Annotated in this window: 13 protein-coding genes and 3 tRNA genes; 10 read left to right on the forward strand and 6 right to left on the reverse strand. The window is 71.8% G+C overall.

The features are described 5' to 3' along the window. Positions 1-16: 16 nt before the first annotated feature. Positions 17-2,659 carry a hypothetical protein gene (locus tag HMPREF9062_RS02255; RefSeq protein ID WP_009748389.1) on the reverse strand — a complete coding sequence of 881 codons (2,643 nt, stop codon included), beginning with the start codon at positions 2,657-2,659 and terminating at the stop codon, positions 17-19. Positions 2,660-2,704: 45 nt separating this feature from the next. After that, positions 2,705-3,658: a fructosamine kinase family protein gene (locus HMPREF9062_RS02260; protein WP_009748390.1), complete on the reverse strand. Its 954-nt coding sequence runs from the start codon at positions 3,656-3,658 to the stop codon at positions 2,705-2,707. A gap of 69 nt (positions 3,659-3,727) precedes the next feature. Between HMPREF9062_RS02260 and pheA the strand changes: the two genes are divergently transcribed. Further along, positions 3,728-4,675, forward strand: coding sequence for a prephenate dehydratase (gene pheA / locus HMPREF9062_RS02265; RefSeq protein ID WP_009748391.1), 948 nt, complete (start codon positions 3,728-3,730; stop codon positions 4,673-4,675). Between the two features lie 27 nt (positions 4,676-4,702). Here the strand turns inward: pheA and HMPREF9062_RS02270 are convergent, their stop codons facing one another. Together HMPREF9062_RS02270 and HMPREF9062_RS02275 are read right to left on the reverse strand one after the other, a co-directional pair. Beyond that, the gene (locus HMPREF9062_RS02270) at positions 4,703-5,797 is read right to left on the reverse strand and encodes a diacylglycerol/lipid kinase family protein (RefSeq protein ID WP_009748392.1); all 1,095 of its coding nucleotides are present in this window, start codon (positions 5,795-5,797) and stop codon (positions 4,703-4,705) included. Between the two features lie 153 nt (positions 5,798-5,950). After that, positions 5,951-6,889: a LysR substrate-binding domain-containing protein gene (locus HMPREF9062_RS02275; protein ID WP_009748393.1), complete on the reverse strand. Its 939-nt coding sequence runs from the start codon at positions 6,887-6,889 to the stop codon at positions 5,951-5,953. A gap of 182 nt (positions 6,890-7,071) precedes the next feature. On the opposite strand from HMPREF9062_RS02275, the gene serS reads away from it, so the two are divergent. The 8 genes from serS to HMPREF9062_RS02315 all read left to right on the forward strand — a co-directional run bounded on the left by serS (position 7,072) and on the right by HMPREF9062_RS02315 (position 17,305). Further along, entirely contained in the window at positions 7,072-8,343 is a 1,272-nt protein-coding gene (serS, locus tag HMPREF9062_RS02280; RefSeq protein WP_009748394.1) for a serine--tRNA ligase, read from the forward strand. A gap of 11 nt (positions 8,344-8,354) precedes the next feature. Further along, the gene (locus tag HMPREF9062_RS02285) at positions 8,355-9,491 is read left to right on the forward strand and encodes an HAD family hydrolase (protein WP_009748395.1); all 1,137 of its coding nucleotides are present in this window, start codon (positions 8,355-8,357) and stop codon (positions 9,489-9,491) included. Further along, positions 9,491-10,981: an ABC transporter substrate-binding protein gene (locus tag HMPREF9062_RS02290; RefSeq protein WP_009748396.1), complete on the forward strand. Its 1,491-nt coding sequence runs from the start codon at positions 9,491-9,493 to the stop codon at positions 10,979-10,981. The genes HMPREF9062_RS02285 and HMPREF9062_RS02290 overlap by 1 nt, the downstream gene beginning before the upstream one ends. A gap of 104 nt (positions 10,982-11,085) precedes the next feature. Then, a complete protein-coding gene (locus tag HMPREF9062_RS02295; protein WP_009748397.1) occupies positions 11,086-12,435 on the forward strand; it encodes an AGE family epimerase/isomerase in 1,350 nt (449 codons plus the stop codon). A gap of 69 nt (positions 12,436-12,504) precedes the next feature. Continuing rightward, positions 12,505-12,590 (forward strand) — tRNA-Ser (locus HMPREF9062_RS02300). A gap of 619 nt (positions 12,591-13,209) precedes the next feature. Beyond that, positions 13,210-13,296 (forward strand) — tRNA-Ser (locus HMPREF9062_RS02305). Between the two features lie 264 nt (positions 13,297-13,560). Beyond that, positions 13,561-17,085 (forward strand): S8 family serine peptidase, encoded by a 3,525-nt coding sequence (locus HMPREF9062_RS02310; RefSeq protein WP_009748400.1) that lies wholly within the window; start codon positions 13,561-13,563, stop codon positions 17,083-17,085. 144 nt (positions 17,086-17,229) lie between these two features. After that, positions 17,230-17,305 (forward strand) — tRNA-Arg (locus HMPREF9062_RS02315). Between the two features lie 150 nt (positions 17,306-17,455). On the opposite strand, the gene HMPREF9062_RS02320 is transcribed toward HMPREF9062_RS02315, so the two are convergent. Beyond that, on the reverse strand, positions 17,456-19,282 hold the full coding sequence (locus tag HMPREF9062_RS02320; protein ID WP_009748401.1) for an alpha/beta hydrolase: 1,827 nt from the start codon (positions 19,280-19,282) through the stop codon (positions 17,456-17,458). 91 nt (positions 19,283-19,373) lie between these two features. Here HMPREF9062_RS02320 and HMPREF9062_RS02325 point away from each other — a divergent pair, with 91 nt between their 5' ends. After that, entirely contained in the window at positions 19,374-20,816 is a 1,443-nt protein-coding gene (locus HMPREF9062_RS02325) for a GuaB1 family IMP dehydrogenase-related protein (RefSeq protein ID WP_009748402.1), read from the forward strand. Between the two features lie 166 nt (positions 20,817-20,982). On the opposite strand, the gene HMPREF9062_RS12045 is transcribed toward HMPREF9062_RS02325, so the two are convergent. Beyond that, positions 20,983-22,587, reverse strand: a complete 1,605-nt coding sequence (locus tag HMPREF9062_RS12045) for a hypothetical protein (RefSeq protein WP_009748403.1) — start codon at positions 22,585-22,587, stop codon at positions 20,983-20,985. Positions 22,588-23,510: the final 923 nt, after the last annotated feature.

The raw sequence follows: 23,510 nt of genomic DNA on the forward strand, positions 1-23,510 counted from the left end.
CGTCCGCCCGCCGCGATCAGTCGGGCGCCCCGGCCCGGTCCCTCCCGTCCATCCCGTTCGCCCCGGCGGGCCGCGGCGCGGGAGCCGCGAGTCCGGCGGCGAGGACCCCGATGAGAGCCGGAAGAGCCGCGGCCGCCGAGAAGCAGAGCATGGTGAGCCCGGAGTCGTTGACGGCCACCTCGACGACGGCCAGTACCGTCAGCGCCCGCCCGAGCGGTCCCAGCCACTGCGGAAGCGCTCCGGGAACCGTCAGCCACGTGTACGGCCCCTCGCCCCGACGGGCCTCGCGCACTGCACGCACTGCCCACCACGCGCTGAGCGCCGCGATCCCCGATCCGACGGCGAGCGCCGCCACCGCCAGCGGGCTCGACCTGAAGGGCGCGACGAGGGCGGTCGCCTTGCGCGCGATCGTGGTACCGGCGGTCCCGTCGAGCACCTGCCTGACGAATCCGCCCATATGCGTGCCCGACCCGCCGAAGAGGAAATCGGCCGCCCCGAACGCGCCCACGATGCCCACCGCGGCCACCGCGATGACGACCCACCACGTCCACCCCGGGCGCGCTCCGGCCAGACCGGCCGCCAGGACCGCCAGCGCCAGGACGAGGGTGAGCGCTCCGCCGACGTCGGCTCCCAACGCCGGCGCGCCGTCCACCACTAGTGCCAGGACGCCGGGAACCCCCACGCCGAACCCCACGAGCACCCGCCGCTCCCGGAACCCGCGTCGTGCCGCCGACGGGCCGACCCACGCTGCGATCGCGACCAGAAGTGCCGCGGCGGCCAGCGCGAAGGCGGTGTTGGACACTCCGTAGAAGCGCCCGGCGACGACGGCGTTCATCCCCAGCGCCCCGTTGAAGCCGAGGCGAGCGCCTGTGGCCCCGTCCACGAGAATGACCGCGGCTGTGACCGCGGGCGCCATGAGACTCAGGAGCATGCGGGGGGTGCGCGTCGGGGAAGAGGAGGAAGAGGAGACGGCGGGGGCGGTGACGTCCACCGGCGCGGCCGGTGCATCGGGGCCCGCGAGCGGTCGGCGCGATGCCCTCCGCCGCCGCATCAGTCGTTCGGCGCCTGCGGCCGCCGCGCGCCCCGCCCGCAGCAGGGCGGCCAGGCCGGCCGGAATCACGAGCGCCCAGCCGAGCGCGAGGCCGATGACCGCTATCGGTGCGCTGTCCCCGGCCCGCCACCAGGGCAGCATGTTGGCCAGCCACATCCCGGCGGGGAGCGCCGTCACCGGGAGGGCCGCCCGGGCGATGACGAGCGGACGGCCCCTTGAACTGATTGAACTGACCGGCGGCGCCCCGTCGGCCTCGTCCGTCTCCGTCGCCGGACCCGTCGCGGCCCGCCGGTCGTGCAGCGCCCGCCCCGTTCCGACGAGCAGCGTCAGAAAGGCGCCGATGAGCACCAGGGCCGTCGGAATGACCGTGCGCTCGGACGCACGGGCGTGACGAGCATTGTCAGCCAGCGTCCGTGCTCGTGCGACCCCCTCTGCGAGGACGTCGGCTCCGGCTCCGTCAGCGCCCTCGGTCGCCTCGCGGGCGCCGGTGTCGGCGACGTCGGGCATGATGAGCGGTGCCCCGAACGCTCCGGCTTCGGTCCCGGTGAGGGCCCGGAAGAGCGTCGGGGCGAGGTCGGTCGACTGGATCAGGCCCGGCTGGTGCGTGGAGGCGCCGATGATGAACCCGTTGTCCGCTCCCGCCGGGGAGGTCGTTTCCGCAGGCAGGACGGCCATCTGGGGCCCCGGATCCGTCGCGTCGGCGACCGAGGCGATCACCACACGCGTGCCGGCAGGGGCGGACGCGAGGGTCTCCTCCAGGGCAGCGGCCAGGAGGAGGATCCGGTCGCCGTCGGAGCCCCCGGGAGGGCTGTCGGCCGCAGTGGTCGTGCCGGCCGTGTCGGATGCCCCGTCGGCCGCGTCCGCGGTGTCGACGAGGATGAGGTCGGCCGGGTCGGCGGCGGTCAGGAGCTCGGACAGAGCGTCCTCGGCGGGCGGGCCCCCCTCGTTCGTCAGAGCCAGGATCCCGCCGCGGCCGACGGCCGCCATCGTCGTGTTGGTGCGGTTCAGGACCCCGGCGAGGGCGCCGCCCGCGGTGGCGCCCTCGGCCGCGGACGTCACGGTCCCGGTCCGGTCCGCCGGCCAGGCGCACGCGCCGTCCGGGTGCTCGGCGGCGCGCATGCGTGAGCCGGCTCCGAGCGTGAGCCAGCCGTCGGCCGGGCACGTGCGGTCCCCGATGGTGCGGGTCACGAGGTTGACCGGTTCGGCACCGCCCGCGTAGGCGAGCAGGGCCTCGGCCGCTCCGGCGGTGGCGGAGTCGTCGACCTCGGCCGCACCGCCTGCGCCGTCCGTGCGGTCGGCGTCATCGGGGGCGCCGGAGCCCGCGGCGGCCAGGACGTCGGCCCATGTCAGGTCGGTGGTGCCTAGAACGACGAGGGGCGCGCGCTCGCCCCTCTCCGCCGCGGTGGGACCGGCGACCGAGGCGGCGGCGCTCGTGGAGGCCGCATCGGGTCCCGCTCCGGCATCCCGAGTCCCGGCCGCGTGCGCCGCAACGGCGAGCGCCGTGCCCACCATGGTGGCCACCAGCCCGACGACCAGCGCCAGGACGAGGATGTAGACGACCGTGCGCACGAAACGCTGCTGCCGATTCCTCCTGGGGGACGAGCTCATGCTGTTAGCGTACGTGAGCCCGTGGCCCCGCTCCGACCGGTGCGCTCATGCGTAGCGACGGGCGACGGACGCCGTTTCGGCGCCGTAGGAGGCCCCGAAGAGGAAGGCGTGGATGATGAGCATGTGGAGCTGGTGCAGGCCCACGCGCTCGCGCCACCCGGCCGCCAGGGGGGAGACTTCGTCGTAGCCGGCATAGATCCGATCCAGGTGCCGCTGGCCGAACACGCTCAGGGCGGCCAGGTCCGTCTCCGCGTGCGCCCCCTGGGCGAGCGGGTCGATGAGAACGCCGACGACGTCGCCCCGGCCGCGACCGCCCGGGATGTCGGTCTCCGGCCCGTCCTCAACCGGGCGGGCGGCGGGGCGGGACGGACCCCGCCCCGCCCGCGGCGGCGCCCAGTCGATGGTCCCCCCGGGCACCCACATGACATTGCCGGTCCACAGGTCGCCGTGGGTGCGGGCGACGGCGACCCTCTCCCCGCGCTCGCGGGCCGCACGGCCCACGAGCGCGGGCTGGTCGGCGTCGAAATCGCCGTCGTGCAGACGCTCGCAGACCCGCTCGATGACGGCGGCCCCGCGCCGCGTCAACGAGCCCTGGTCGAGGCACGGGCGCAGATAGGGGGCTAGACGGTCGTCGGCGAAGAACTCGCCCCACCGGCGGGGCGCCGCGTCGGCGGGCTCGGGCTCGCACGGGCGGACGCGCACCTGGGAGCGCCCCATCCGGGTGCTCCCGTTCCAACCGGGCGGCGCCGCCCCGAAGGCCGGGGCGCCGGCCGCGTGCGTCACGGCCAGCGCGCGTCCGAACGCCTCCGCCGCGGAGGCATTCACCGAGCCGGCGGCCAGTCGGGGCTCGTCGATCCAGCCCGGCCCCGTCGTCACCGGCACCACGTGGGCGCCGCCGTCGGCCATGGGTTCGGCCAGCCAGGACAGGCCGAGCGCCTCCAGAGCGGTGGAGCCGGGGACGTCGTCGTGCTTGCGGATGGTGGAGGCGGCGCTGCTCATCCTCCTAGCCTATTGCCTCCGGCACTTCCGGCGGACCGTCGGGTCCACCGGAGGCAATAGGCTGTATCCATGAACCCCGCTCCCACCTGGTCCTTCCTCGGGCCCTCCGGCACCTTCTGCGAGATGGCGCTGCGGCAGGTCGCTCCCGACGACGTCGCCCTCGACCCCTGTCAGGATGTGCCCACCGCCCTGGACCGCGTGCGCGAGCGCGCCGCCGAGGCCGCCGTCGTCCCCATCGAGAACTCGGTCGAGGGAGGCGTCAACGCCACCCTCGACAACCTCGTCGCCTCCGCTCCGCTCGTCATCGCCGCGGAGATGGCCGTCCCCATCACCTTCGTCCTGGCCGGTAGGTCCGGCACCGCCCTCGGCGACGTCCGCGCCATCTCCACTCACCCGCACGCCTGGGCGCAGTGCCGCGGCTGGGTCCATCATCGCCTGCCCGGGGTCTCCTACGTCGCCGGCACCTCCACCTCCGCTCCCGCCCGCGCTCTGGCCCGGGCCGATAATGCCGCGGCGCTGGAGTATCAGGCCGTCCTGTGCAACCCGCTGGCCGCTCGGCAGTACGACCTGGATGTTCTGGCCGGGGCGGTGGCCGACAACCCGGACGCCGTCACCCGCTTCGTCAAGGTTGCGCGGCCCAGGCGCGCGGGCGAGCCCACCGGAGCGGACAAGACCACCCTGCTCGTCCAGCTGCCGCACAACCGCTCGGGCGCTCTGCTGGATATGCTCGAGCAGTTCAGCGCCCGCGGCGTCAACCTCACCCGCATCGAGTCGCGTCCGGTGGGGGACTCCCTGGGTCGCTACCGCTTCTCCATCGACATCGAGGGGCATGTGCGCGATGAGCGCGTGCAGGCCGCCCTCATCGGTTTGCACCGCACCTGTCCCGTGGTCCGGTTCCTCGGCTCCTACCCGCGGCTGGACGCCCGGCCCGTCGTGGTCCCGGCCGGCACGAGCGACAAGGATTTCATGGTGGCGCGCTCGTGGGTGGCCGACGTCCTGGACGGGCGGACGCTCTGAGGGCTCCAGGGCTTCGGCCCGACGGGGTCAACCGGGACGCCGCACGAGGAGCGCGCCCGCGTCGAGGCGCGCCCGCAGGATCCGGGTGGGTGCGAGCAGTTCGCCGTCGATCTGGACCGGTGCCGGTTCGGCCAGCTGGACGATCGCTTCGGTGCCGCGACGCAGCGTGACTCGGCCCAGTGCGTGAGCGGGGTTCGAGTAGGACGCCGCGAAGGGCGGCAGAACCTGACGCGCCAGGGAGCTCCAGCCGACCACCCCGCCGACCGTGTCGATCGCCGCGACGTCCAGCACGCCGTCGTCCATGCGAGCCTCGCGCAGCAGGGTGATGCCGGCGGGCAGCCGGCCGCCGTTGGCCAGCAGCACGGTGCGCGCGCGCAGGCGCTCGATTCGTTGGGCGCCGTTCGTCTCACGCACTCGTACGACCAGGTCCATGTGCGGGGAATCGAGGTTGGCCACCGCGGCCACCGCATAGGCTCCCCACCGGATGCGGGCCTTGAGGTCGGGGCGCGTGGAGGCGACCAGGCCGGCGTCGAAGCCGATCCCGGCCACCACCATGGACACGTGCTCGACGTTCGGGGAGGGCCGGGCCTGATCGTCGGGCGGCGGGCAGGGGGCGTCGGTAGGCTCGATGCGCACCCGCACCAGGTCCGTGGGCCGAGCGGTTTCGTACGCGGCGGCCCGCAGCGCGGCGTCGAGCCGGCCGACGGGCAGGCCCAGGTTGCGGGCGGCGAGATTAGCCGTGCCCAGGGGCAGAATCGCCATGTCGACGCCCGTGTCCGCCATCCCGGCGGCGACGGTGCGCACCGTCCCGTCGCCGCCGGCGGCGACGACCAGGCGCGCCCCGGAGGCGACGGCGAGGCGCGCCTGCATGGTGCCCGGCTCGGCGGGTGTGGTCTCCAGCCAGAGCGGGCCCGCGTAGCCGGCGCCGCGCAGGACGTCGGTGGTACGGCGGCGTACGGCGTCGGTCGCCGAGGGCTTCGACGGATTGACGACGATGCAGGCCAGGGGAGCGGCGGTGGGGGTGCTGGCGCGCTGAGATCGACATTCTGGGCCGAAGTTGACGGTGGCGCTGTCGACCTCGTACGGGAATGTCGATCTCGCGCCGGCCTCCTTTTCAACCATGGCGTCATGCCCCTCGCCTTGAGACTCACCAGCGGCTCGCCGGCTCAGGGTATCGTCCGGCCGAGGCGAGTCACCAGAGGTGACGGTGCTGAGATCGGCTTCTCGGGCCGGGGCCGACCCCGCCGACGGCGGCGTCGGTCTCAACCCGAAATGTCACTCTCGCGGCTGGACGGGCAGCATCGGCAGGCCGGCCTCGACGGCCAGACGGGTGAGGGAGTCGGCGAGCCGGACGAAGTCGGCCCCGCGCGAGGAGGAGGTGCGGCGGACGACGCCGATCCGACGCACCGGACCGGGTCCGGCGAAGCGTGCGACCGCGTAGTCCACGCCGTCGAGCATGCGCAGCGCGCCCTCCGGTATGACGGTGATGCCCACGCCGTGGGACACCATGCGCACCACCGTCGACAGCGTCGTCGCCACAGCCGCCGGTGGGCGGGTGCTGTAGCGCTGGCACAGGGCCAGGGTCTGGTCGCGCAGGCAGTTGCCCTCGTCCAGCAGCAGCAGCTGCTGATCCTCCAGCTCGTCGGTTTCGACGTCCGTGCGGCCGGCCCACGGGTGGTTCTCGGGCACCAGGACCACGAGCGGCTCGTCGTACATCGGTATCGCCACGGCCCGGCGGAGGTCGACGTCGACGGCGATGACGGCGGCGTCGAGCCGGCCCTGGCCCAGCATGTCCAGGATGTCGCCGGTGACCATCTCGCGTAGTTCGGGCTGGAGCCGGGGCAGCTCTCGGGGCAGGCCGTCGAGGATGATCGGGGCCAGGTAGGGGGCGAGAGTGGGGATCAGCCCCAGGCGCATCGTCCCCGTCAGAGCGACGCCCTGATTGGCGACGGCGTCGTTGAAGGCCTCGGCGGCCAGCACGGCCTCGCGGGCGTAGGGCAGCAGTGTCTGGCCCAGCGGAGTCACAAGGACCCGGCGGGTGGTGCGCTCGACGAGCTCGCCGCCGATGCGCTTCTCCAGGGCGGTGATCGCCTGGGACAGACTCGGCTGGCTCACGCCGAGGATGACGGCGGCCTCGCCGAAGTGCTGGTAGTCGCACAGCGCGACGAAGGCCCGCAGCTGGGAGAAGGAGGGCAGGGAGGAGGTGGTGGGCATGAGCGTGTCCTGGCAGTGGCGGGTGGTCGGGCCCGCGGTCGGAGCCCTGACTCAGCGAGCAATATTACGTCATACCCAATGAATCCGAGTAGTTTCACAAGTGGTTTGTGCGAGGCGGATGCCGTTCGGCGTCACATGGGACCACCGCTCGCCCGATGCGGCGCCCTGACTACACTCGTCCCATGATCGATCTGCGCGCGCTTCGCGAGAATCCCGAGCCCTACCGCGCCAGTCAGCGAGCCCGCGGCGCCGACGTCGCCCTCGTCGACCGGATCATCGAGGCTGACGAGGCCCGCCGCACCAGCCTGCAGGACTTCGAGTCGCTGCGCGCCGAGCAGAAGACCGTCTCCCGATCCGTCGGCAAGGCGAGTCCCGGAGAGCGCCCGGCCGTTCTCGCCCGGGCCAGGGAGCTCGCCGCTCGCGTCAAGGAGGCCGAGTCCGCCGCGGACGGGGCCGCCGCCGCCCTCGACGAGCTCGCCCGCCAGTTCGCCAACCTCATCGAGGGCGCACCGGCCGGCGGTGAGGAGGACTACGTCGTCCTGCGCCACGAGGGCCCTTCCCCCCGCGACTTCGCCGCCGAGGGCCTCACGCCGGCCGACCACCTGGCGCTCGGCGAGGCTCTGGACATCATCGACACGCGTCGGGGCGCCAAGGTCTGCGGCGCCCGCTTCTACTACCTCAAGGGCTGGGGCATGCGGCTGGAGCTCGCCCTCATGACCGCGGCGCTGGACAAGGCCGTCTCCCACGGCTTCGTCCCCATGACCACTCCCACTCTCGTGACCCCGCAGATCATGGGAGGTACCGGCTTCCTCGGGGCCCACGCCGACGAGATCTACTACCTGCCCGCCGACGACCTCTACCTCACCGGCACCAGCGAGGTCGCTCTGGCCGGGTACCGCGCCGACGAGATCCTCGACCTGACCGACGGCCCCGAGCGCTACATGGGCTGGTCCACCTGCTACCGGCGCGAAGCCGGCGCCGCCGGCAAGGACACCCGGGGAATCATCCGCGTCCATCAGTTCAACAAGGCGGAGATGTTCTCCTACGTCCACCCCGAGGACGCCGTCGCCGAGCACCAGCGCCTGCTCGCCCTGGAGGAGGAGATGCTGGCCCTGGTCGGCCTGCCCTACCGGGTCATCGACACCGCCGCCGGGGATCTGGGCTCCTCGGCCGCTCGCAAGTTCGACTGCGAGGCCTGGCTGCCCACGCAGAACCGCTGGATGGAGGTCACCTCCACCTCCAACTGCACCACCTACCAGGCTCGTCGTTTGGCCATCCGCGAGCGCCGCGACGGGCGCACGAGTCCCGTCGCCACCCTCAACGGCACACTGGCCACCACCCGGTGGATGGTGGCGATCCTGGAGAACCAGCAGCAGGGCGACGGCGCCGTTGTCGTCCCCGAGGGCCTGCGCCCCTACCTGGGCGGCCTCGAGGTCATCGAGCCCGTCGCCTGAGGCGACCCACCGTGAACGAATACGATCCCGGCGCCGCGCGCAGGAGCGGCCCCCCGGCGGATCCCTCCACCGGCATCGTTCCGAGCGGGCAGCCGCTCGTCGGCCCCGCTGCGGGCCGGGAGGCCGACGTCGCCCGGGGCTCGGCCGGCGAGCGCGTCCGTGACCGCACCTCGGGCCGACCGTTGTCCCACGACGACTACCGTACGGCGGTCCGCTCGCGCATGGCGGATCTGGACCGTCTCTCCCCCCTGCCCGCCGGGGCGGGGCGGCCGGTCAGCGTCGCGTCCGGCTCCGACGGCGCGCCCGACCCGGCGGCCGAGCTGGTTCCCGACGAGCGGCTCATCGTCGCCCTCGACGTCGACGGCACCATCCTGGACGTCAATGGTCGTGTCTCGGAGCGGATGATGGCCGCGCTGACCCGGATGCGCGCCTACGGCGCCCGGATCGTCATCTCGACGGGTCGCGGCATCGAGGCGGCTCTGCCCGTGGCCCGCCATGTGGGTCTGACCGACGGGTGGATGATCTGCGCCAACGGAGCGATCACCCTGCGCATGGATCCCGCCGCGCCTCGCGGCTACGAGGTGGCGGACTCCGTCACCTTCGACCCGAGCGACGTCATCGCCGCGCTGTCGAGCGCGGTACCCGACGGCATTATCGCCGTGGAGGCCCTGGACGGCGGTTTCAGGGTCTCGCGTCCCTTCCCCGACGGCGAGCTCATCGAGGATCAGCGGGTGGTGCCCCCGCAGGAGATGGGCTCCGAGCCTGTGACTCGTGTGGTGCTGCGCGCACCGGGCATGGCCGTGGAGGAGTTCTCCGCGCTCGTGGCCGGTTGCGGGCTCTATTCGGTGGAGTACGCGATCGGGTGGACGGCCTGGCTCGACGTCGCCCCCGAGGGGGTCACCAAGGCCTCCGCCCTGCGGGCGCTCGCCGCGCGCCTGGGCACCGGTGCGGAGCGAGTCGTCGCGGTGGGGGACGGGGCCAACGACATCGAGATGATCCGGTGGGCCGGCGTCGGAGCCGTCATGGGATCGGCCCCCCGGGCGGTCAGGGACTGCGGGGACCTCGTTACCGGGCCGGTGTGGCACGACGGCTGCGCCGCCCTGCTCGACGCCGTCGTCGAGCGGACAAGAAGAAGGAGTCAGAGCTGATGGCGCGTTCACTGCGCATCTCCCCCTTCCGCGCGCTCGCGCTCACGGTCGTCCTGTCGCTGACCGGCGCGGGCGCGGCCGCCTGCGCCGACGCCCATGACCAGGCCGGCGGCTTCGACTCCTGCGAGTCCTTCTCCCAGTACACGCCGGGGGATGAGGCGGGGAGCACCGTCAGAATCGCCACCGCCCTGACCGGTACCGAGGGGGAGCGTTTCGAGCAGTCCCTGTCGCTTTTCGAGACGTGCACGGGCATCGACGTCGTGCACGAGGGCACCGACTCCCTCGAGGAGAACCTGCGCGCCCGGGCGGCGGGGGAGACCGACTGGGACGCCGACCTCGCCGTCGTCCCGCAGCCCGGCCTCGTGGCCGACCTCGCCGACCAGGGCGCGCTGAGTCCGCTGCCGGACGCCGTGGGTGCCAATGTCGAGCTGGGCTGGGACCATGCGTGGTCGGCGGCGGGCACCGTCAACGGCACCTTCTACGCGGCCCCGCTCATGGCGTCGGTCAAGTCCTTCGTGTGGTACTCCCCGGCGGCTTTCGACAGAGCGCACTACGCGTTGCCGACCACGTGGGACGAGCTGGTCGCGCTGACCGAGGAGGTCGTGGCGGATCACCCCGATGGTTCCGTGACGCCCTGGTGCCTGGGGGTGGCCGATGGCGATACGACCGGCTGGCCCATGACCGATTGGCTGGAGGAGACGATTCTGGCCACCGGCGGCACGGGGGCGTACGACGCCTGGGCCGATCACAACGTCAGCCTCGACGATCCCTCGGCCGTCAGGGCTCTGGATACCGTCGGCTCTCTTCTGCTGGGGAAGGGCCGCGTACCCGGCGGGCGCGAGGGGGCCCTGTCCACGACCATGGAGCAGGCGGGGCAGGAGCTCGTGGACGGCTCCTGCCTGATGATGATGGCCTCCTCGAGTTTCGAGTCGATGCTGCCGGCGGGCACCGTCGTCACCGACGCAGAGGGGCGCGGTGCGACCGCCACGGCCAGTGCTGCGGGCGACGGCGTCTCCGGCGGCGGGGCGGTCGAGGCGGCGGGCTCCGACGGTGCGACCGCCGACGGCGCCACCGGCGTGTCGGCCTTCGTCCTGCCCAGCGCCGAGAAGGAGGACGGGGACGCCCCTGTGCTCGTGGGCGGCGATTACCTCGTCTCCCTGCGCGGGCGGACGGGGACCAGCGCGGCGGCGTCCGCCGTCCTGGACTACCTCACCAGCGCCGGGTGGGCGCAGGAACGGGCCGAGCTCGGCGGTATGGCCACAGCCAACCGCGGCGTGGAGGTCGATGAGGTCAGTTCCGACGTCGCCGCCCGTGCGACCCGGATCCTCCAGTCGCGTCAGAGCGTCGTCCGTCTGGACGCCTCGGACTCCATGCCGTCGCAGGTCGGCACCGACGCCCTGTGGAACGCGCTGTCCTCCTGGACCGCCGGCGAGGTGGGCAGCAGGAGGGCCCTGGCGCGGGCCGAGGCCGCCTGGCCCGCCGATCGATAGGGTTCGACCGGTCATGACACGGACTCTGACCGCCTGCTAACGTTCGCTTCGTCGACCCTGCGGCATGTGAGTCGCCGGGAGCACCACCGGGTCGAGGAGGACTCATGGGACTGGGATGGTTCGGAGCGCCGGAGCACAACCGCTGGCTCGCGGCCGAGACGCACGCGTTGCTCCACTTCGCGCGAAGGGCCGCGGTCCCGGCCGGCTTCGGGTGGATCGGCGAGGACGGGCGAGTCGACGCCTCCCACCCCATCGAGCTGTGGATCACCGGTCGCATGACTTTCGCCTTCTCCCTGGGCGTGCTCATGGGCATTCCCGGATGCCGGCGCTACGCCGATCACGGTGTGCGCGCCCTGAGCGGGGTCCTGCGCGACGCTGAGCACGGCGGCTGGCACTCCGCCGTCGGTCACGAGCCGGACGCCGAGGGCCGCGGGGTTCCTGTGGATGCCGATGCCCGCAAGGAGTGCTACCAGCACGCCTTCGTCCTGCTCGCCGCCGCCGCGGCCACCGCCGCCAACCGCCCCGGGGCCCACGAGCTGCTGCGCGACGCCATGGATGTGCAGAACCGCTACTGGTGGGACGAGACCTGCGGCCTGCCCGTGGAGTCCTATGCCCGTGACTTCACCGACTCCGAGGACTACCGCGGCATCAACGCCGCCATGCACACCGTCGAGGCCTACCTCGCCGTGGCCGATGTCACCGGTGATCTCGCCTGGCTGACGCGCGCGGTGCAGGTCATCGACTTCGCCGTTAATGTCCGGGCCCGCGCCAACGACTGGCGCCTGCCCGAGCACTACGACGCCCGCTGGCGCCCTCTCCTGGACTACAACAAAGATCAGCCGGCCCACCCCTTCCGTCCCTACGGCGTCACGCCGGGACACGGTCTGGAGTGGGCCCGCCTGACCGTCCAGGCCCGCGCGGCGCTCGTGGCCCGCTCGCTGCCCGTGCCCGATTGGATGCTCGACGCGGCCGAGGAACTCTTCGAGCGCGCTCGCACCGACGGCTGGCGCGCGGATGGAGGTCCCGGCTTCGTCTACACCACGGGCTTCGACGGCGAACCGATCGTCCACGAGCGCATGCACTGGGTGGTGTGCGAGGGGATGAACGCCGCGGCGGTCCTGCGTCAGGCGCTGCTCGACGACGGACGCGGCGAGATCGAGGTGGAGCATTACGAGCACTGCTACCGTTCGTGGGTCGATTACGCCGAGGAGCACCTCATCGAGGCCCCCGGCGTGTGGATTCATGAGCTCGACCGGGACAACCGTCCCTCCGCCCGTACCTGGGCGGGTCACCCGGACGTGTATCACGCCCTGCAGGCCACTCTCGCCTCCCGTCTGCCCGTGTGGCCGACGATCGCGCAGGCCCTGGCCGAGGGGCGTCTGGACGATCCCGTCGCGCCCGTTGCGGCCCCGGTTCGGCAGGGGCGTCGTCGGGGGCTCTTCTCCCGAGGATGACGCAGCTCCGTGCGGGCGTCGCCCGGCACGCGATGATGGTAGTGTCGGAGCGCTCGCCCGTCAGGGCATGGAGAGGTGACAGAGCGGCCGAATGTGGCGGTCTTGAAAACCGCTGTACGCCTCGCGTACCGGGGGTTCGAATCCCTCCCTCTCCGCTGGACGTGCGGCCGGTTCCGCGTCGGGCGGCGCCCCTGAGGGCGCCGCCCGACGCCGTCAGCGCTGTCATCGGCGCCGCCGACCCCGAGGAGGCCGCCGGCGTGACCGAAACCGGCCGGCGGTTGACCGCCGCCGCGGCCGTCCTCAGAGGCGTGTGGTGGATGACCGAGGCGGTGCCGCTGCCCGCCACCGCCCTGGTTCCGCTCGTCCTGTTCCCCTCTCATCGCCTACCTCAAGGACGCCCTCGGCGTCACCATCGGCTTCGGTCAGTGGATGCTCATGGGGGTGCCTCTGGCCGTCGCCCTGGCCCTATTCCTCCTGCCGGCTCCGGGCCACCCCGGAGTGCGTCTGCTTGACTGGGAGGTGGCCGCGGATCTTCCCTGAGACGTTCTGCTGCTCTTCGGCGGCGTAGCCGTGGGCGTCGGCGTCGATCCGCTGCTGCTGGTCGTGCCCGTGGCTCTGGCGGCCACCTGCGCCGCCCGCACGATCCGATGGACCGCGCGGGCGGCTCGGCTCCTCCTCCCCCTCCCGGGCAGGCCGGGCCCGGGAGGGTGGGCCCGGCCCGTTGCCCGGGCCCGGCCCGCTGGGGTAGTCTCGTCCGGTCGCCTCAGCGCGCATGGAGATGTCGCATAGTGGCCTAGTGCGCCTTCCTGCTAAGAAGGTTGGGGATAAAACCCCTCGGGAGTTCGAATCTCCCCATCTCCGCTTCTCATCCGTACATCCTCCGCGGTTCCGCACCCCGGTTCCGACTCAGCGCCTCGGCAGTGCGAGACGGGCACCGGGCGCGAGAGCGCCCCGTTGTGCTCTCGGTGCTCTCGGCCGGTGCGTGATGGTCGGACGTGTGCGCTTCAACGCTTTCCCAGACCGGTCTCGAAGCGATAACGTACGGTGAACGCAAGGAGCACCCCGCTCTCCCCTCAGGCGCATCCCGACCTGCGCCCCGTCCCAACCCTGCTAGGAAGAAGAATCGTGCGTCACCTCCCCTCGCTTCGCCGCGTCGTCGCGGCGGGTGCCGCGGCCCTGACACTCGGAGCCCTCGTCGCCCCGACCACGGCCGCCGCCCCCGGCCAGTCGCAGACCGCCACCGGCGATCCGTCCTCCAAAATCACCTCCGGCCCGACGCTGTCCGACGGCACTCAGGCCGACGCCGTCGAGAACCGCTGGTTCGTCGAGCTGGCCTCGCCCTCCGTCGCCGCAGGCGGTTCCTCCGACACCGTCAGAGCCGAGCAGGACGACTTCGCCAGCGCGGTCCGGGACGCCGGCATCGACGCCCGAGTCACCACGGAGTACGGGACGCTGTGGAACGGCGTGGCCGTCTCCGTCGGCAGCGACGCCGACGTCGAGTCCCTCGCCGGACTGGCCCAGGTCGTCTCTCTTCAGCCCGTCATCTACATCCCGGCCCCGGATGCCGACCCGGCCGGCGGCGCCGACGCGAACGACGCGGGCCAGGCGCCCGTCCAGGAGGGCGAGGAGGGCCAGGAGCAGGTCACCACGCCTCAGATGCGCAACGCCCTAGGCATGACCGGCGCCGACGTCGCCCAGTCCAAGCTCGGCTACACCGGCGAGGGGATCAAGATCGGGATCATCGATTCGGGCATCGACTACGACCACGTCGAATTCGGCGGCTCCGGCACTCCGGGTCCCGAGCCCGCCGAGGGCGACGGTTCCACGAACTTCCCCGATTCGAAGGTGGTGGCCGGTCACGACTTCGTCGGCAACGCCTTCGGCGACCCGGCCGCCGACGCGACGACGCGCTTGACGCCCGCCCCGGACGACTACCCCGACGACTGCTGGGGCCACGGCACCCATGTCGCCGGCATCGCCGCCGCCAAAGGGGCTCCCGGCACCGACCAGATCACCGGCGTCGCCCCCGACGCCCAGCTCGGCGCCTACCGCGTCTTCGGCTGCACGGGCGGCACCACCAGTGAGATTCTGGCCAGTGCCATGGAGCGCGCCGCCGACGACGGCATGGACGTCGTCAACATGTCCGTCGGCGCCGACTTCGTCGTCTTTCGGGACTACCCGACCGCCGTCGCCGCCGAGAACCTCGCCTCCAAGGGCGTGATCGTCACGGCCGCTCAGGGCAACCAGGGCGAGTACGGCCGGTGGACCATGGGCGCCCCCGCCTCCGCCGAGCACGTCCTGTCGGTCGGCAGCGTCGACAACACCGTCGAGACCGATTTCTATCTGACGGTCTCCACCAACCCCGGCCAGAAGTACCTCTACTCGGAGATCCCGGGCAGCACCGCCCCGATCTCGCGTGACAACGGGACTCGGGCCCCGCTGGTGGCCTCCGGGGACCCGGCCGCCGATGGCGGGGATGAGACGACCGACGCCTCCGTGCTGTGCACCGCCCCCGCGGCCGGCGCCTACACCGGCAGGACCGTGCTGGTCCGACGCGGTGCCTGCGCCTTCCGCGACAAGGCCCTCAACGCCCAGGCCGGCGGCGCCGCCGGTATCGTCATCGACGACAACCAGCCCGGTGCGATCCCGCCCTTCTCCGTCGGCGGCGACGGTGACCCGGTCACCATCCCGGTGGCGGGCGTCTCCCAGGCCGACGGCGACGCCATCCGCGGAGCCCTGGACGCCGACTCCACGCTGACCTACAGGGAGGACGCCGCCGAGTTCGACCAGGCCACCGGCGGACTCGTCTCGAGCTTCTCCAGCTGGGGTCTGAACGACTCCCTCCAGCTCAAGCCCGACGTCGTCGCCCCGGGCGGACGAATCTGGTCCACCTGGCCGCTCGACCACGACGGACCCTACCGGACCGAGGCCGGCGCCTCGATGGCCGCGCCCTACACGGCCGGCGCCTCCGCGCTCGTCCTGCAGGCGCACCCCGAGATCAAGGACGCCTCCGGCTTCGACGCCTTCGATCAGGTCGCGTGGCGCCTGCACTCCACCGCCGACCCCGTCCCCTGGGCGGCGGGCGCCGGGGACGCGGACGCCCGTGAGCCGCTCGCCCGCGAGGGGGCTGGGCTCATCGACGTCGACGGCGCCATCACGGCGTCCACCGAGACCAGCTCCTCGGTGCTCAACATCGGCGAGGTCGAGCAGCACCCCGACGGTTACCGGGCGTCGGTCACCCTGACCAACCACTCCGAGTCCTCGGCGACCTACGCGCTGTCCCATGAGGACGCCGTGACGGTCACCGGCGCCTCGAGCACCCCTCAGCAGGGCACCGACTCACCGTCGACGGTTTCCACCGACGGCCAGTCCATCACGGTTCCCGCGGGCGGCACCGCCACCGTCGACGCGACCATCACGGCTCCGGCCGGTCTCGCCGACGGCGACTTCTTCGGCGGCTGGATCGTGCTCACCGACTCCTCCGCGGCCGCCGACTCCCCGCAGGCCGAGCCCGTACGCGTCCCCTTCCAGGGCGTGGGCGGCAATCTCGCTCAAGCCGGCGTCTTCGGCCCGCAGATCGGCCTGGCCGACCTCGACGGTCAGAGCATCGATCCGGCGAGCTACGTCTACGGCGACTCGGCGCGCAGCGACCAGGGCGCCTACACGGACTCCCCGGTCGTGGCCATCAGCCACCCGGACGTTCCCTACTACCGCTCCGCTCTGACCGTTTCACGCGTCAACGCCGACGGCACCACCGAGTACCTCGGCACGGCGGTCACCGACGAGAAGGAGCATACGCGCAACGACACCGTGTACATGGTGTGGGATGGCAGCTACACGGTCGACGGCCGGATCCTGCAGGCGCCCACCGGCCAGTACCAGCTCACCGTGCGCGCGCTGCCCGTCGGCGGCGACGGCGACGAGGACGCCGACTGGGCCGAGTGGACCTCGCCGACCTTCAGCATCGACTGGAAGACCGACGGCTACATCCCCCAGAGCGAGCTGTCCGTCGCCTCGCCCGACGGCGCCGCCGCCTTGACTGACGACAACATCTTCACCCCCGTCGAGGCGTCCTCCACCGAGGCCTCTTACGACATCGACCTCGGCGGCGTCTACGACGTCGACGCGATCCATTACACGCCCGTTCGGTACGATTCGGCGCTCCACGCCACGCGGTGGACCGTGCAGACCTCCACGGACGGGGCCGCCTGGACCGACGCAGCCTCCGGCGATATCGATCCGACCAGCTTCAACCCGACGATTCTCGAGCTGGACGCGCCCGTGCGCGCGCGGTACGTCCGGGTCGTCATAACCAATGGTCAGGACGGGGCGACCTCTCTCGGGGTCGCCGAGCTGCGGGTCGCCGGCACCGCTGCGGGCGGATCCGACGACCCGACGGCGGATCCGAGCGGTCCGGCGGCGGCCGACCCGGGCCAGGCGGACTCGGGCCGACCGGACCCAGGTGACGCCGGTGCGGGCGACGCCGGCGGTTCGCCGGTAGCGGCCGACGTCGACGCCTCCGTCGCATCGCAGTCCACTGGCCATGGCTCCGGCGCCCTGGCCAGGACCGGCGCCTCCATCGGCCTCGGCGTCGTCGCGATCGTCCTCGTCGTCGGGGGCGTGCTGCTCGTGCGTCGGCGGCGAGGCTGAGTCCTGCGCGGCGGTGCACACGCGGTGGCCGTCCGACGATGATGCCGGGCGTCGGGCGGCCACCGCGTGTGCGCAGGCTCACCGGCCTGCGATTTGTCGGGTGCTGTGGCGCCGAGTAACCTTCCTGAATGTCGGAAACGACATGCGCCAGTAGCTCAACGGATAGAGCATCTGACTACGGATCAGAAGGTTGGGGGTTCGAATCCCTTCTGGCGCACCAACGCCCCGATATCGGCTGAACAGTCGGTTGCGGGGCGTTTTCCATACTCACTGTGATCCGGGAAATTCTGATCCCGACGCGATTGTCGGCGGCGCCACCTCGGATCGAGGTGGCGCCGCCGACAATCGGGCGAACTGAACCGTCAGCCGGTCAATCCTTGACCGGTTCGAGGGGGTTGGCCTGACAGGTGGCTCCTTCCTCGGGCGGGGTTCCGTCCAGCAGGAACGTGCTGACGGCGTCGGAGGCGCAGGAGTTGCGGTTGACCGCGCCGTGGATGGCGTCGTTGACGGTCAGCAGACGGCTGTTCTCCAGCTGGTCGGCCAGAGAGGTCGCCCACGAGTAGGGGGTCTGCGGGTCTGCGGTATTGCCGATGACGACCACCGTGTCCGAGCCCTGCCCGGTGACGCGATGCGGTTGAGTGGTCGTCGTCGTGTGACCCCACCCGTGGCAGAAGGCGTCCGTGTAGGCGGAGGCCGCGTCGTAGGAGATCGGGTAGGACTTCTTGAGATTGTCGGCCTGAGCGTTCCACGACGCGGCATCCCCCGTGTCCGGGTAATCCGTGCAGTGCACTCCGTAGAAGGCGTAATTCGAGTTCTGCGTCCTCGCCACCGGCGGGCTCGTGGCGGCGTTGTCGTAGGCGGTGGCCACCTTCTGGTAGTTCTGATACAGCATGGTGCCGTTGCCGTCGTTCATGGCCTGGGCCAGAGCGCTGGTCAGATAGGACCAGTACTCCTGGCGCCGGTTGGAGATGAACCGGATGTAGGTCTGCGCCTGCGCGTGACCGAGAGTGGTTTCGCGCCCGTTGTTGGCCGTCATCGGCAGGGGTTTGTCGTCGAGACCCTCCAAGAAGGTCTGCAGTTGGGCCATGGCCTCGTCACTCGTGCCGCTCAGGGGGCAGCCGTCGCCCGCCGTCCTGGCCAGGCAGGAGTCCACATAGCTGCGCAGAGCGTTCTCGTTGTGCTCCATGTTGTCCGCGTGGATCTGGGCCCGGCTGATCGAGGGGTCCATAGCCGAATCGAGAATGATGCGGCCTCCCCGAGTGGGGAAGAGATCCAGGTAGGTGGCGCCCAAGTAGGTGCCGTAGGAGACGCCGAGGTAGTTCAGCTTCGAGTCGCCCATCACGCCTCGCATGACATCCATGTCGCGGGCCGCGGTGGCGGTATCCATGTGGTCGAGAATCTCGGGGACCGAGGAGTTCTGGGCGCAATTGGCCGATACGGCGGCGCCCCGACTCTCGAAGGTCGCGGCGTCCGTGGCCTGAGCGTCCGCCCACGGGGTGAGATCATCCTCGTCGGCGGCCCCGCCATCGGGATCCTCGCCCTGGACGGCCGCGGCGTCGGCGGGCTGCTCGTCATTGATGCCGCCCTGCTGAACGGGGGCGGCGTCGCCGTTGCCCGCGTTCTGGCCCGCGCAGGACAGCGGCTCGGATTGCCCGACGCCGCGCGGATCGAAGCCGATGATGTCGTACTGGCCGCGCACCTTCGTGGCCAGGGAGCGGGCGGTCCCCTCGACGGAGCCGACGCCCGAGTTGCCCGGGCCGCCGGGGTTGGTGAACAAGGTGCCCTTCTCCGCGTTGCCGTCGGCGGCGCGCACCCTTTTGAGGGCGAGTGTGATGGTCTGGCCGTCGGGGGCGTTGTAGTCCAACGGCACGGTGAGGGTGGCGCAGGTGGCGATGGAGCCGTCGTCGCAATTGGCCCAGGTGAGCTCCTGGTTGTAGAAGGACGTCAGCTCGGCCGGGATGGCCGGCTGCTGATCGTCTGCGGCTGGTCGGGCGGCCGCCGGTGGAGCGGCGATGATGTCGGCCGCCCCGGGCGGGCCACCCGAAGCGGCGGGTACGGCGGATGCGGCTGCCGGCGCTTCGGAGCCCTCGACGAGATCCGGACTTTGCGGCTGGCCGGCAGCCAGGATCAATGACAGTGACATGGCGGTCAGTGCGACCGCGCTCCTCTTCTTCAGGGACTGAACGTAGGGCCTCATGTGTTTACTATCTCTTCTTGATCGGTGATGCGCCTCCTCCTGAAGGAGGAGATAACGTTTCGGTCACGATATTGAGGGTTAGGCTCACCGCGTGGAGTTCCTCAACGGTCTCATGCCGACCTTCGATCTGACATACGACGACGTCTTCATGGTGCCCTCGCGCTCGGGCGTGGGCAGTCGCACGGACGTGGACCTGGCCACCGACGACGCCACCGGCACCACCATCCCGCTCATCGTCGCCAATATGACGGCGGTCGCCGGCAAGCGCATGGCCGAGACGGTCGCCCGCCGCGGGGGACTCGCCATCATTCCTCAGGACATCCCCGTCGATGTCGTCATCGACACCGTTGAGCGGGTCAAGGCCTGTCATCGGGTGTACGACACCCCCGTCACCGTCAAGCCGCATCACACCTGCGGTTACGCCCTGGGCCTGATCCCCAAGCGCTCGCACGGGGCGGCCGTCGTCGTCGACCCGGACACGGGCGCGCCCATGGGGCTGGTGGACACCGACGACGTGACCGATGTCGACCGCTTCACCCAGGTCCGCGAGGTCATGAGCACCGAGCTGCTCACCCTGCCCGAGGGCGTCGACCCCCGCGAGGCCTTCAACCGCCTTCGCGCCGCCCGTCGCAGACTCGCCCCCGTCGTTGACGCCTCGGGCGGGCTCGTCGGCCTGCTCTCCCGCTCCGGTGCGGTGCGCGCCACCATCTACCGTCCCGCCATCGACGGGGCGGGGCGATTGCGGATCGGGGCCGCGATCGGTATGAACGGGGAGCCGGCGGGACGGGCCGCCGAGCTGGTGGCGGCTGGCGTGGATGTCATCGTCGTCGACACCGCCCACGGGCACCAGGACCGCATGGTGGAGGCGGTTGCGGCGGTGCGCGACGCGGTGCCGCGCACCCCGGTGTGCGCCGGCAATGTCGTGACCGCGGCCGGTGTGGGCGATCTGGTTCGGGCCGGGGCCTCCATCATCAAGGTCGGCGTGGGGCCGGGCGCCATGTGCACCACTCGCATGCAGACCGGTGTGGGCCGCCCCCAGTTCTCCGCCGTCGTCGAATGCGCGCGCGAGGCGGCCCGGCTGGGCGCGCACGTGTGGGCCGACGGCGGGGTGCGCCACCCGCGCGATGTCGCTCTGGCCCTGGCCGCCGGCGCCTCCAACGTCATGGTCGGCTCGTGGTTCGCCGGTACCCACGAGTCACCGGGGGATCTGCGCTACGACGCCGACGGGCGCGCCTACAAGGAAAGCTTCGGCATGGCCTCCAAACGCGCCGTCAGCCACCGCACCGAGGGCGAGGACGCCTTCGACCGGGCGCGCAAAGCCCTGTTCGAGGAGGGCATCAGCGCCGGCCGCATGTACCTGGACCCGGCGCGGCCCGGGGTGGAGGACCTGATCGATTCCATCGTGGCGGGGGTTCGGTCGGCTTTCACCTACACGGGCGCCGGATCGATTCCGGAGTTCCGCGAGCGGGCGGTCGTGGGGATCCAGTCGGCCTCCGGCTACCGGGAGGGGGCGCCGGTTCCCGTGAGCTGGTGAGGCGTGGGCGTCCTGGCCGTGAGTGTGTCCGCATCCCGCACGAACATCCGCCGGACACCGTCGGTCGAGTGGGCGGGCGCCCGAACCGTGCGGTTGTGCGAAGGGCTCGTGGTGCTTCGGATCGCGTTTGTGCGGGATTCGGACAGCGACCCCGCCCGGCGTCGTATCAGATGGGGATGCGCATGAGGGAGCGCACGCGTGCCAGGCCCCGGTCTGTGGCGAGCTCGGCGCGCAGCTCGCGATGGTCGGAGTAGAAGTCGGCCACCTGCTGGAGCTGGACATAGCCGACGGCGACGGCGTTCATGGGTGCGCGGACCAGGCCGACCTCGGGCGCATGAATGAGGATCGCGCCCGACGGCAGGCCGCCGACGACACGAGGGCGGGTCTCCCAGCGGAATGTGGTCCGACGACGGGTGCCCGGGGCCAGATGAAGGCCGACGGGATCGAGGACGATCTCGGGCCCGCCGTGCGGTCCGCGGGCCCGTCGCCACGCTCTCCCCGCGACGAGGACGCACACCAGCGCGGCGACCATCGACATCGCACGCGCCTGTTCCTCGGAGGCATCAGCGGTCAGGGCGATCGCCCAGCAGGAGAACGCGATCGCGGACAGGGCCATCGCACCCAAGCGCGCCATGAGCGGAGCCGCCCATAGCGGCGGCAGTTCGATACGGCCTGCCCCGGCTCTCCACTGTCGGTCGGCGCGCTCCGAAGGGATCTGCAGGATCCGGAGCGCGGCCAGCCGCAGCAGGGAGAGGATGAGAACGAGGAGCAGCAGGGGAGTGAGCGCCGTCGTCAGATCGGTGGCGAGAACACCACCGAGAACGACCGCGATTCCAAGGATTTGGAGGGCGGCGCGCCGGGGCGCCGCCAGCCGTCGCCGGTCGGCGCTCGCGCAGTCGAGAGTCTCGGACGGCAGCTGCGGCTGGGGTCGGCGGGACGCGTCGGATGCGGGCGGGGCGTCTGCGATGGCGCCCACGGCGGCGTCGGCCGGTGCGGGGAACCCGTACGAGCCGACGGGCGGCTGGGCCGAGCCGACGTGCGGGTCCACGATGGGGGCCAGGTACTTCTCGGCCCGCCAGACGGGGGTGCGCATGAGTGAGTGCACGCGCGCCAGACCCTGGTCGGTGGCGAGTTCGGCGCGTACCTCGGGGTGGCCGGAGTACAGCGCCACCACCCGCTGCAACTGGACGTACGTCAGAGGCGTGGCGCCCATGTCGGCGGGGAGGGTGCCGGCGTCGGGGATGAGGACGAGTGCGGGGCCAGTGGTGAGGGCGCCGACGACGCGGGGGCCGTCCTCCCACAGGAAAGCGGCCTCGCGCCGCGTGCCCGGTGCGGTGCGGAACCCGTCGGGGCTCAGCACGATCCCCGGACCCGAACGCGGCAGCGGGGTTCTCCACCAGGTGGTGACGGCGACGGCGAGGCAGGCCGTTGCAACGGCTAGGGACGGGATGAGGACATGTTCGCGGCTGCGGCTGTTGTCGTCGATGGCGGCCGTCCAGTAGCCGACGAGCGCGAGAAGGGCGAGGGCCAGCGCTCCCAGATGCCTGGTGAGAGGGAGGATCCGAGATTCGGGCAGCCAAATGCCCCTGGCGTCCCTGACCCAGTGACGGCGAGCGCTTCTCAATGGGATCTGCGCTGCCCGCAGAGCCGCCGCGTGAAGCAGGAGGAGAAGACAGATTCCCGGGACGAGGACCGCGAGCGCCGTGTCCTGGCCGACGTTGGCGGAGACGAAGAACAGGAATACGACGACGGCGTGCAGTGCGAGGTACAACGGCGTATCGAGCGTGCGGCGGTCCGCCTTCCCGCAGTCGAGGGCGGGCAGAGCCGTTGGGGGTCGGGGGGTGATATGGGCGGAGCCGGGGGCGAGGCGAGCGCCGCGGGCGGGGCCGGAGCTCCGGGCCTTGCCCGGCCCTCGGGCGGGGCGGCCGCGGAGTCGGTCGGAGAAGCGGCCGGGCCCCGGACCGGCGCGGGCACGGGTCCGGCGGGGAGGGGGCTTGGGGACGCGATCGGCGCGCTCGCGGGTTGCGGCCCCGGGAGGGGCGGCGGGTTCGGCGTCGCGAATCGGACCGGAGGCCCCGGGGCCGGGCGCATGGTCTCCTCGATTTCCCAGACGGGGGCGCGCATGAGGGCTCGCACGCGTATCAGGCCCTGGTCGGTGGTGAGCTCGGCGCGCGATTCGGGGTGGTTGGTGTAGAACTCGACGAGCCGCTGCAGCTGGACGTAGTTCATAGGGACGGGAGACATGGGGACATATACTGGGTCGCCGACGTCGAGGGTGATGACGGCGCACGGTTGCGCATGACGGCGTATTCGCCCTGCGACGGCCGGCCGCCGGTCCCATGGAATGTATGTGCGGTACCGTCCGTCGGGCCACAGCCATAGTCCGGTGGGGTCGAGGACGAGTTCGGGAGTTCGCGGTGGATTGAAGGGCATGGGCGCCCAGGTGAAGACCGTGGTCGTAAGCAGGACCAGCGAGAGAATCAGCGTGCCGGTCCGGTCGGAATGGGCGTCGTGCGAGGCGTAGATGATGCATAGGGTCGAGATGGCGCCGACCGTGATCGCCGAAGGCGGAAGCTGCTCCCACAGGAGGAATCCCCAGGACGGCCCGAAGCATATGCAGCCGTTGCCTGTGCGCCAACGATTGTCTGATGTGCGAGTCCGCCGGCGCAGCGCGAGCCGGCCGGCCCCGTGCAG

This window comes from Actinomyces sp. oral taxon 448 str. F0400, assembly GCF_000220835.1.
Taxonomy (GTDB): Bacteria; Actinomycetota; Actinomycetes; order Actinomycetales; family Actinomycetaceae; genus Actinomyces.